The sequence below is a fragment of the Nonomuraea lactucae genome (assembly GCF_003313395.1).
Lineage (GTDB): Bacteria > Actinomycetota > Actinomycetes > Streptosporangiales > Streptosporangiaceae > Nonomuraea > Nonomuraea lactucae.
On the sequence record NZ_QNFZ01000244.1, the window covers coordinates 1 to 11,500 of the forward strand.

General features: G+C 72.6%; 8 protein-coding genes. All 8 read right to left on the bottom strand.

The features are described from left to right. Positions 1–61: 61 nt before the first annotated feature. Positions 62–1,564, bottom strand: coding sequence for a sugar ABC transporter ATP-binding protein (locus tag DQW85_RS15335; protein WP_113700985.1), 1,503 nt, complete (start codon positions 1,562–1,564; stop codon positions 62–64). Positions 1,565–1,703: 139 nt separating this feature from the next. Then, entirely contained in the window at positions 1,704–2,084 is a 381-nt protein-coding gene (gene nirD / locus DQW85_RS15340; RefSeq protein WP_113700986.1) for a nitrite reductase small subunit NirD, read from the bottom strand. Continuing rightward, positions 2,081–4,546, bottom strand: coding sequence for a nitrite reductase large subunit NirB (gene nirB, locus DQW85_RS15345; protein WP_113700987.1), 2,466 nt, complete (start codon positions 4,544–4,546; stop codon positions 2,081–2,083). Before nirB ends, nirD begins: the two co-directional genes overlap by 4 nt. Then, positions 4,543–5,940, bottom strand: a complete 1,398-nt coding sequence (locus tag DQW85_RS15350) for an FAD-dependent oxidoreductase (protein ID WP_113700988.1) — start codon at positions 5,938–5,940, stop codon at positions 4,543–4,545. Before DQW85_RS15350 ends, nirB begins: the two co-directional genes overlap by 4 nt. Next, the gene (locus tag DQW85_RS15355) at positions 5,937–7,967 is read right to left on the bottom strand and encodes a molybdopterin oxidoreductase family protein (RefSeq protein ID WP_205315150.1); all 2,031 of its coding nucleotides are present in this window, start codon (positions 7,965–7,967) and stop codon (positions 5,937–5,939) included. Before DQW85_RS15355 ends, DQW85_RS15350 begins: the two co-directional genes overlap by 4 nt. A gap of 11 nt (positions 7,968–7,978) precedes the next feature. Next, complete coding sequence (locus DQW85_RS15360; RefSeq protein WP_275888206.1) at positions 7,979–9,292, bottom strand: MFS transporter; 1,314 nt, start codon at positions 9,290–9,292, stop codon at positions 7,979–7,981. A gap of 196 nt (positions 9,293–9,488) precedes the next feature. After that, positions 9,489–9,920 carry a nuclear transport factor 2 family protein gene (locus DQW85_RS15365; protein WP_113700990.1) on the bottom strand — a complete coding sequence of 144 codons (432 nt, stop codon included), beginning with the start codon at positions 9,918–9,920 and terminating at the stop codon, positions 9,489–9,491. A gap of 8 nt (positions 9,921–9,928) precedes the next feature. After that, positions 9,929–11,500 (bottom strand): IucA/IucC family protein (locus DQW85_RS15370; RefSeq protein ID WP_113700991.1); only part of this gene is annotated, 1,572 nt, incomplete at its 5' end.

Sequence of the window (11,500 nt, forward strand, 5' to 3'; positions counted from 1 at the left end):
GCCACGCGGCCCGCCCCCCACCGGGCCGCCCGGCCCGCTGTCGGACGCGCCCCCCGGCGCGCTACTGGGCACGGCCGCCCTCCGCTTCCGTGACCGCCAGCGCCATCACGTCGTCCTGGGTGGCGCCGTCGGCGGGCAGCTCGCCGACGAGCCGCCCCCTCGCCATGACCAGGATCCGGTCGCTCATCCCGAGGATCTCCGGCAGATCGCTGGAGATCATGAGGACGGCGTCGCCCGCGGCGGTGAGCGCGTTGACGAGCTGGTAGATCTCGACCCGGGCGCCCACGTCGACGCCGCGGGTCGGCTCGTCGAGGATCAGCACGCGCGCGCCGGCCACCAGCCACTTGCCGATGACCACCTTCTGCTGGTTGCCACCGGACAGCGTGCGGACCTCCTGGCCGAGGCTGGTCATGCGGATGCCGAGCCGGTCCGCCACCCGCGCCGCCGCGGCGCGCTGCCCCTTGCGGTCGACGAATCCGGCCCGGGTGGCGTCGCGCATGGTGACCAGCCCCAGGTTCTCGCCGGTGCCCGCGCCGAGGACGAGCCCCTGGCCCTGGCGGTCCTCGGGGACCAGGCCGAGCCCGGCCTCCATGGCGGCGGGGACGTCGCCAGGCGGCAGCCGCCGGCCCCGCACGCTCACCTGGCCGGAGTCGTACCGGTCCGCGCCGAAGACGGCCCTGGCCACCTCGGTGCGGCCGGCTCCCACCAGCCCGGCGAGGCCGACCACCTCACCCGCCCGCACCTCGAACGAGATGTCGTCGAACAGCCCCTCGCGGCTCAGCCCCGCAACCCGCAGCAGCGGCTCGCCCGGCCGGTGCGGCCCGCGCGGGTACTGCTGGTCGATGGGGCGGCCCACCATGAGGCGGACCAGCTCGTCGTGGGGCGTGCCGGCGGGCACCTCGGCGACGGAGCGGCCGTCGCGCAGGACGGTCACCCGGTCGCCGATCGCGGGGATCTCCTCCAGGTGGTGGGTGATGAAGACGATCGCCACACCCTCGTCGCGGAGCTGCCGGACGATCTCGAAGAGCCTGTCGACCTCGCCGGTGGTGAGCACCGAGGTGGGCTCGTCCATGATCAGGACGCGCGCGTCCAGCGCCAGCGCCTTGGCGATCTCCACCATCTGCATGCGGGCGACGCCCAGCCTGGCGACCGGCGTCCGCGGATCGGCCCGCACGCCCACCCGGGCCATCAGCGGGACCGCCTCGCGTTCCATGCGGCGGGTGTCGACCAGGCCGAGTCTGCGCGGCGGGCGGCCCAGCCAGAGGTTCTCCGCGACGGTCAGCCCGGGCACCAGGTTGAACTCCTGGTAGATGGTGGCGATGCCGAGCCGCCGCGCGTCGCCGGCGGTGCGGATGTGCGCAGGGCGCCCGTCGATGAGGATCCGGCCCTCGTCGGGATGGTAGGCGCCGGACAGCATCTTGATCAGCGTGCTCTTGCCCGCGCCGTTCTCGCCCAGCAGCACGTGCACCTCGCCCGCGCGCAGGCTCAGATCGACCCCGTCCAGGGCCAGCACTCCGGGGAAGCTCTTGCGCAGCCCCTCCGCCCGGAGTATCTCCTCCCTCACGTCGTGTTACTTGCCGTTCGAGGGCCCGATAACCACGAACGCGCAGGTGAGATGCGGTGTCGCGATGGCCGCCGGCCTTTCCGGCCGCACTCCCGCCGGCCGGGAGGGCGGTCCTGCCCCGCCTTCCCGGCCCGGCGCGTCAGCGAGGCTGCGGGACGAGACTGAGCGACGGGACGGCGGGCGCCTCGGTCAGACCGGGGCGCACCGCCACCTCGACCCGCCCGCCGGCCACTCTCGCGGGATAGGTGGGCACGGCGACCTCGGGGTCGTCCAGGCACGCCCCCGTGACGAGCGAGAACACCTGCTTGTGCAGCGGGGAGGCCACGGTCGGCTCCCCGCCCCTGGTGCCCACGATGCCCCGGGAGAGCACGTGCGCGCCGCTGAACGGGTCGAGGTTGCCGATCGCGTACACCTGCCCGTCGAAGGTGCGGAAGAGGGCCACCTGCTCGCCGTCCACCAGGGCGCAGGCCCCCCGTTCCGGCAGCAGGACGTGGTAGTCGCACACGGTCGTCCAGCTCATGGGGTCACCACCATCGGCTTGATCTGGTCACGTTCGCGTTCGAAGACGATCGACGGGTCGGGGACGCCCGGGGCGTTGACGAAGCTGACGAACCGGCTCAGCTTCTCCGGGTCCTCGATGGTGGCGCGCCACTCGTCCTCGTACGTGGCCACGTGGTGCGCCATCTGGGCGTCCAGCTCGGCGCAGAGCCCCAGCGAGTCGTCCACGATCACCTGTCGGACGTGGTCGAGCCCGCCCTCGACGGACTCGATCCACGCCGCCGTGCGCTGGAGCCGGTCCGCCGTGCGGATGTAGTACATGAGGAACCTGTCGATGATCCTGATCAGCTCGTCGGTGGACAGGTCCGAGGCGAGCAGGTCGGCGTGGCGGGGCTTGAAGCCGCCGTTGCCGCCGACGTACAGGTTCCAGCCCTGCTCGGTGGCGATGATGCCGAAGTCCTTCGACCGGGCCTCCGCGCACTCGCGGGCGCAGCCCGACACCGCGGACTTGAGCTTGTGCGGGGCGCGCAGGCCCCGGTAGCGCAGCTCCAGCGCGATGGCCAGGCCCACCGAGTCCTGCACGCCGTAGCGGCACCAGGTGGAGCCGACGCACGACTTCACCGTGCGCAGCGCCTTGCCGTACGCGTGGCCCGACTCGAACCCGGCGTCGACCAGGCGCTTCCAGATCCGCGGCAACTGTTCGACGCGCGCGCCGAACAGGTCGATCCGCTGCCCACCGGTGATCTTGGTGTAGAGGCCGAACTCGCGCGCCACCTCGCCGATCACGATGAGCTTGTCCGGGGTGATCTCGCCGCCGGGGATGCGCGGCACGACCGAGTAGGTGCCGTTCTTCTGGATGTTGGCCAGGAAGTGGTCGTTGGTGTCCTGCAGCGCCGCCCGCTCGCCCTCCAGGACGTGCCCGTTGTGCAGCGAGGCGAGGATCGAGGCGACCGCGGGCTTGCAGATGTCGCAGCCCCGCCCGGTGCCGTGGTTCTCGATCAGCTCCGAGAACGTCGCGATGCCGCGCACCCTGACGATGTCGAACAGCTCGGCCCTGGAGTAGGCGAAGTGCTCGCACAGCGCCTTGCTCAGTTCGACGCCCGACTTCTCCAGGAGCTGCTTGAGCATCGGCACGCAGCTGCCGCACGTGGTGCCCGCCCGCGTGCACGCCTTGACGCCCGGCACGTCGGTCAGCGCCTTGTCGGCGATGGCCGTGCGGACCGCGCCCGCGCTCACGTTGTTGCAGGAGCAGACCTGCGCCTCGTCGGGCAGGTCCAGGCCGGCCGCGCCCGCCCCGGCGAACAGCAGGTCCGCCGGAGCGGCGGGCAGCGGCTTGCCCACGAAGGGCCGCAGCGACGTGTACGGCGATGCGTCGCCCACGCAGATGCCCCCGAGCAGCGTCCGCGCGTCGTCGCTGATGAACAGCTTCTTGTATACGCCGCCCACCGGGTCCATGTAGGTGACGTCGAGCGCCCCGGCCATCGCGCCGAACTGCGCCACCTCCACGCCGAGCAGCTTCAGCTTGGTGGACATGTCGGCGCCCTCGAACCCGGCGGGACCGCCCAGGATGCGGTCGGCGGCCACCTCGGCCATCGAGAAGCACGGCCCGACCAGCCCGTACACCTGTCCGTGGGCCAGCGCGCACTCGCCGATCGCGTATACGTCCGGGTCCGAGGTGCGCATGCCCTCGTCCACCACGATGCCGCCCCGCTGCCCCACCTCCAGGCCGCAGGCGCGGGCCAGCTCGTCGCGCGGCCTGATCCCCGCCGAGAAGACGACGACCTGCGCGTCGAGCAGCGTGCCGTCGGGCTTGACCAGGCCGGTGACGCGTCCGCCGGCATCGGTGACGATCTCCTTGACGCCCGCGCCCGCGTGCACGCTCAGCCCGAGACCCTCGATGTGGCCCTTCAGCACCGAGCCGCCGCCCTCGTCGACCTGGCGCGGCATCAGCCACTGGTTCATCTCCACGATGTGCGTGTTCAGCCCGAGCCCGCGCAGCGCGTCGGCCGCCTCCAGGCCGAGCAGGCCGCCGCCGACCACCACGCCGTCCGTCGCGTCCTCGGACGCCACCCGGATCGCGTCGAGGTCGTCGATCGTGCGGTAGACGAACGCGTGCTCCGCGCCCGGCACCGGCGGCACGAACGGCGCCGACCCGGTCGCCAGCACCAGCACGTCGTACGGCTCGGCCGTGCCGTCGGCCGTGGTGACCACGCGGGCGTCCCGGTCGATGCCGGTGACGCGGCTGTCCAGCCTGGTCACCACCCCGTCCGGCACCGTGTAGGTGAGGTCGGCGACGCTCTTGCCCGACAGGTAGGAGGTCAGCGCCACCCGGTCGTAGGCCGCGCGCGGCTCCTCGCCGATCACGGTGATCCGCCCGTCGAAACCCCGCTCCGCCAGGGTCTCGACGAGCCGGTGGGCGGTCGGGCCGAACCCCACCACGACGATCCTGCGCTGTCCGACGGCGCCCTCGGTCCGTCCGGTCATGCCGAAACCCCTTCCTGCTCGCACAGCCAGCCGACGATGCCTTCGACCGCGTCACGGCAGGTGCCGCACCCGGTCGTGGCCCTCGTCGCGGCCGCTATTCCGGCCACATCCCGCGCGCCCGCCTCCCAGCACGCCCGGATCTGGCCCTTTGTCACGTTGTTGCACTGGCACACCTTCGCCGCGTCCGGCATGAGCACCGGGCTGTCCGCGACGTGCGTGGCCGACGCCAGGCCGGGGAACAGCAGGCCCGCCCGGTCGCCCGGCAGCGTGCCGCCGCGGTCGAAGAGCTGCGTGAGCGTGCCGACCGCGTCGCTCTCGCCCAGCACGATCGCGCCCACCAGCCGGTCGTCGCGGATGACCAGCTTGCGGTAGGTGCCGCGGGCGCGGTGGCTGAAGCGCACCACCTCGGCGTGCTCCTCGGTCAGGTGGCCCTCGCCCATCGCGGCCAGCTCCACGCTCCTCGCCTTGAGCCTGGTCACCATGCGAGAGCCCCGGTAGAGCGCCTTGCCGCCGGTGATGACGTCCGCGGCGACGTTCGCCTGCTCCCACGCGGGCGCGACCAGGCCGTACACGGTGCCGTCGTGCTCGGCGCACTCGCCGATCGCGAAGATCGACGGGTCCTCGGTGCGCATCTCGTCGTCCACGACGACGCCCCGGCGCACCTCCAGCCCGGCGTCGGCCGCCAGCCCGGTCACCGGGCGGACGCCGCAGGCCAGGACGACGAGGTCGCCCTCGACCAGCTCGCCGCCCGCCAGCCGGACGCCGCCGTCCAGCACCGCCTCGGCGGTCACGCCGGTGCGGATCTCGACGCCCAGCGCGCCCAGCGTCTCGCCGAGCACCTCGCCGGCCTCCACGTCGAGCTGGCGCTCCATCAGATGGCCGGCCAGGTGCAGCAGTGTCACGGGCATCCCCCGCCCGGCCAGCCCGCGGGCCGCCTCGATGCCGAGCAGCCCGCCGCCGATCACCACGGCCCGGCCGGCGCTCTCGGCGACCTCCAGGATGCGGTGGCAGTCGTCGAGCGTGCGGAACGGGATGGCCCGCTCCACGCCGGGGATCGGCGGGACGATGGCGTCGCTGCCGGTGGCCAGCACGAGCACGTCGTACGGCACCCGCCGCCCGTCCTCGGTGATCACCGAGCGGGTGTCCCTGTCGAGGCACGTCACCGGGCTGCCGAAGGCGGCCTCGACGTGGTGCGCGGCGTACCAGGAGGGGTCGAGCATCCGCACCTGCTCGGGGCGGGTGCTGCCGGCGAGCACGTTGGACAGCAGGACGCGGTTGTACGGCTGGCAGGTCTCGGCGCCGAGCACGGTCACCGACATGTGCGGGTCGCGTGCCCGCACCTCGGTGACCAGGCGCGAGCCTGCCATGCCGTTTCCTACGACGACTAGTCTCATGCGACCCTCTCCACCTTGACGGCGCACACCTTGAACTCCGGCATCCGGGACGTGGGATCGAGCGCGGGGTTGGTCAGGCGGTTGGCGCCCTCCCAGTGGAACGGCATGAACACCGTGTCGCGCCTGATCGCGTCGCTGATCCTGGCCACCCCCTGGCCCTCGCCCCGCCTGCTGCTGACCCGGACCATGTCCCCGGCGGCGATCTCCAGCTCCTCGGCCAGGTCGGGGTGGAGCTCCACGTACGGCTCGGGCGCGGCCTTGGCCAGCGGGCCGATCCGGCGCGTCTGGGCGCCGCTCTGGTAGTGGGCGAGCACCCGGCCGGTGGTCAGGTAGACGGGGTAGTCCTCGTCGATCTCCTCCGCCGCGGGCCGGTGCTCGACCGGCACGAACCTGGCGCGGCCGTCCGGGGTGGCGAAGCCGTCGAGGAACGGGCGCGGCGTCCCGGGGTGGCCCGGCGCCGGACAGGGCCAGAAGACGCCCTTCTCCTCCTCGATCCGCTCGTACGTGATGCCCGAGTAGTCGGCGATCCCGCCCGCGCTCGCCCGGCGCAGCTCGTCGAACACCTCGCCCGGATCCGCCGAGAACGCCTGCCCGAACCGTCCGGCCAGCCCCCGGATGACCTCCAGGTCGCTGCGGACGCCGGCAGGCGGGCGGACGGCCTGGCGGCGCAGCAGCACCCGGCCCTCCAGGTTGGTCATGGTCCCCGTCTCCTCGGCCCACTGAGTGACCGGGAACACCACGTCGGCCATCGCGGCGGTCTCCGACATCACCACGTCGCAGACCACGAGCAGGTCCAGCGCGCCGAGCCGGCCGGTGACGTGCGCCGAGCGCGGCGCCGACACCACGGGGTTGGAGCCGAACAGCAGCAACGCCCGGGGCCCCTCCGGGGTGCCGAGCGCGTCGAGCAGTTCGTAGGCCGATCTTCCCGGGCCGGGCAGGTCATCCGGGTGCACGCCCCAGACCTTGGCGACGTGCTCGCGGGCCGCCGGGTCGTCGATCTTGCGGTAGCCGGGCAGCTGGTCGGCCTTCTGGCCGTGCTCCCTGCCGCCCTGGCCGTTGCCCTGCCCGGTCACGCAGCCGTACCCGGAGCCGGCCGTACCGGGCAGGCCGAGCGCCAGCGCCAGGTTGATGAACGCGGTCACCGTGTCGGTGCCCTTGGCGTGCTGCTCGGCGCCCCTGCCGGTGAGCACGATCGCCCGCTCGCTCGCGGCGAGCGCCTGGACGGCCTGGCGCATCCGCGGCACCGGCACCCCGGTCACGCGCTCGACCCGCTCCGGCCACCACGACGCGAGCGAGGTGCGCACCGCGTCGAACCCGGTGGTGCGCGCCGCGACGTACTCCTCGTCGACGAGCCCGTCCGCGATGGCCAGGTGCAGCAGGCCCAGCGCGAGCGCCAGGTCGGTGCCCGGCGTGGGCTGCAGGTGCAGCCAGGCCAGCTTGGCCGTCGCGGTGCGGCGCGGGTCCACGACGATCAGCCGCGGCCCCGACAGGTGCCGCACGAACGGCGGCATCGTCTCGGCGACGTTCCCCCCGGCCAGCAGCACCACGTCCGCGCCGGCCAGGTCGGTGATCGGGAAGGGCATCCCGCGGTCCATGCCGAACGCCCTGATCGAGGCCGCCGCGGCCGACGACATGCAGAAGCGGCCGTTGTAGTCGATCTGGCTGGTGCGGAGCGCCACCCGGGCGAACTTGCCGAGCTGGTACGCCTTCTCGTTGGTGAGCCCGCCCCCGCCGAACACGGCCACGGCGTCGGGACCGTGCTCGGCGCGGATCTCGGACAGGCGGTCCGCCACGTGGTCGAGTGCTGTCTCCCACGTGACGGGCCTGCCGTGCAGAAGAGGTGTGGTCAGCCGCTCGCCGTTGGTCAGCAGCTCGGCCGCGGTCCAGCCCTTCTGACACAGGGCGCCACCCGCGTTGGCGGGGATGTCCGTCCTGGGGCTGATGACCGCCTCCGAGGTGATCGCCATGCCGCACTGCAGGGCGCAGTACGGGCAGTGCGTCAGCACGGGGAGCTCCACGTTCGTCATGGCCGCGTTCGTCATACCCGGGCGTAGGCGAGGCTGGCGACCCGCGAGGCGCCCACGGTGCGCATGTAGCACCACCAGGTCAGGGCGAAGCAGGCCACGTAGAAGGCGCCGAAGGCGACGAACGCGGTCGTCGGGCTGCCCGTCGCCGCGAACGACATGCCGAACCCGCGGTTGATGAGGAACCCGCCGAGCGCGCCGACCGCGGAGATGATGCCGATCGCCGCCGAGGCCTGGCGCTTGCCGTGCAGGAGCGACTCCTCGCTCTCGCCGCGCTCGGCGATCGCCTTCGCCTGGAAGATCGCCGGGATCATCCGGTACGTGGAGCCGTTGCCGATGCCCGCCGTGAGGAACAGCGTCTGGAAGGCCAGGAAGAAAAGCCAGAACACGCCGGTGGTGGTGGCGTACCAGACCAGCACCACGCCCAGGCCCATGACGGCGAAGTTCCACAGCGTCACCGGAGCGCCGCCCAGACGGTCGGACAGCCAGCCGCCGATCGGCCTGATCACCGAGCCCACCAGCGGGCCGACGAACGCCACGGCCGCCCACGGGGAGTCGGGGAACAGGCTCTTGCTGAGCAGCGGGAACGCCGTCGAGTAGCCGATGAACGAGCCGAAGGTGCCGATGTAGAGGAAGGACATGATCCACGTCTGCGCCCGCCCGGCCACCGCGAGCTGCTCGCGCGGGCTCGCCTTGGCGCTGGTCAGGTTGTCCATGAAGAACCACGCGCAGGCGGCGGCCACCACGATGAACGGCACCCAGAACCACCCGGCGGCGGCCAGCCCGAACGCGCCGATCACCAGCGGCATGACGAGCTGCACCGAGCTGACGCCGATGTTGCCGCCGGCCGCGTTGAGGCCGAGCGCGATGCCCTGCTTGGAGCGCGGGTAGAAGTAGGTGATGTTCGCCATGCTGGAGGCGAAGTTGCCGCCGCCGAACCCGGCCAGCGCCGCGATCACCAGGAACAGCCAGTACGGGGTGCCGGGGTTGTTCACGGCCACGCTCAGCAGCACGGCGGGGATGAGCAGCAGCAGCGCGCTGACGATCGTGAAGTTCCGCCCGCCGAACCTGGCCGGGCCGAAGGTGTAGGGGACGCGAAGCGCCGACCCGATCAGGTTGGGCAGAGCCACCAGCCAGAAGAGCTGGTCCGTGGAGAACTCATAGCTCCCCATCTTGGCCGCCACGATGCTCCACAGCGTCCAGACCGTGAAACCGAGATGCTCGGCGAAGATCGAGAAGACGAGGTTTCGCCGCGCGATCTTCTTACCCTTGCCCTCCCAGAACGTCTCGTCATCGGGGTGCCATTCGGCGAGCCACCGCGCCATCATCTCCTCCTACGCTCGACTTTCTGGTTGGTGAGCGTAGGAAGCGCCGGTTACGCACTATGACCGTCCGTGTCCGTGCTTGAGTTACGGGTAATTCACCGCTGTAACAATCGCTACACATGGGTAACGAGCGAAACACATCCGAAACAAACGGGATGTGAGAAGGGACGGAGCTCCTGATCCTGACCCTGGACAGGGGTCAGGTGGCGGTGCGCCAGGCCTGCTCCTCGACCAGTTCGTGGCTCCGCCAGCCGTCCGGGGTGCGCCGCATCCGGTGGTGGTACCAGCCGCCGCCCTGGATCAGGCCCTTGGTGCCGGCCGGGATCATGTCCCGTGAGGGAGAGAGCGTGTCGGTGAACGACGCGGACACCTGGGCCTCGCCGTGGCCGAAGTCGACCCGGGTGCAGCCGATCACGTGCAGCCTGCCCGGCCAGCCCGCCAGGGCCGACGCCAGCCACTCCTTGACCTCGGCGCGGGTGCCCCGGATGCCGCCCGCCGCCCGGTAGTCGATCACCGCGTCGGGGGTGAACACCTCGTCGAGCAGGTCCCATGTGCCGGAGTCGACGGCGTGGGTGTAGCGGGCCAGCAGGTTCGCGATCTCCAGGCGGTCGGCGATCTCGCGGGTGTCCATGCGTACGATCAAACCAAACGCTTGCTACGAAGCGCCAGTGCGGGCGCCAGCGGGTTCGGCACGGGAACGCAGCGCATCGCGCCGCCGTCGGCGCCCGTCCAGCGCAGCAGCAGGTTGGCCTTGGCGGGGACGTGGGAGGCGGCCAGGAGCGCGCGGATCTCGGGCGGGTCGCCGTGGTCGTCCGCGCACGCCGCCACTACCGCCCGGGCCCGGTCCCACAGCTCGCCGGGCAGCCCGGGATGCCGCTCTCCGATCGCCCCGGCGATCTCGGACAGGTTGTTCACCACCAGGCAGTACACCAGCCGCTGCCACCCGTACCCGGCGCTCACGACAGGACCGGGCGCACAGGCGACAGGACCGGGCGCACAGGCCCCGTGTGGCGGCTCGTGCGGCGGCCCGTTCAGCAGCCCGTTCAGCAGTTCGGGGTGCCGGTCCGCGACCAGCTTCACCCCCTCGTGGTCACGGAAGATCACCTGCGCGGGAGTCCCCGCGGCCAGGTCCACCCCGACCAGCACGTTCTGCAGGTGGCACTCCAGCACCACCCCGTGCCGCAGGTAGGCGTGCAGGACCGGCGGCACGAGGTGGTCGAGGTAGGCCTGCCACCACGCGAGCGACTCCTTCCGGTCGAGCGCGTCCAGCGGGTTGCCGGGGAAGCCCTCGCTGATCCCCGCCGAGAGCAGCGCGGTCAGCCCGGCGCGCAGGTGCCCCCGCAGGCCGTCGCGCACCACCACGGCGAGCGCCTCCCCGAAGTCCGCCCCGCCGAGGTCCGCGCTGCGGTAGCCGCGGTCGCGCAGCACGGCCGGTCTCGGCGCGTTCCCGGGCAGGTCGTCGAAGACCGTCCCGAGCAGGCCGTCCACCACCGTGAGCCGGCGCAGGTCGCGCAGCCACAGCCGCCGCACGTCGTTGGTGATCCGGACGTCCAGGCTGAACTTGCAGAACAGGTCGGCTTCGGGCAGGTGGACCGTCCGTACGGAGGAGGTCGGCGCGGCGCGCGCCTCGGTCCGCCCCAGATGCAGCAGCCTCCCGTCGCTCAGGGCCGGCGGCCCGCCCAGCAGCTCCAGTTGCCATGGATGGGCGGGAAGCAGCCGGTAGCCGGGCGGTGGCGGGGGCCCCAGCCGGTCGAGCGCCGCCGGGTCGCCCTCCTCCACCAGGATCTCGCCGGGCACCCCCAGCAACTCCAGCGGGAAGCGCGCGTGGGCCTCGGGCGCGTACGGCAGCCACACCTCCGGTCCCGCCCCGCCCCGCGCCTTGGGGGCCGGGTGGTAGCGGTGCCCCGCGAGCAGGGCCTGCTCGGAACGCAGGTACAGATCGCCGGGCGGCGCCGCCTCCCGGCGGGCGCCGAGCAGCGCGGTCACGACGTCCCTGCTGTGCAGGATCTCGCCGGCGAGGGTGTCGTTGCGAACGCCGGTACGCGCTCGCAGCTCCTCGCAGACCACGGCCAGGAGCGCCCCCAGGGACAGGGGCCGCCAGCCGTCGCCGGTCAGCATCTCGGCACGGTCGGGATGGCGGCCCGCCGGCACGCCGGGCCGGGACGGGGCGCACCCCCCGCTCACCCGCAGCAGGCGGCCGGTGGCCGGCAG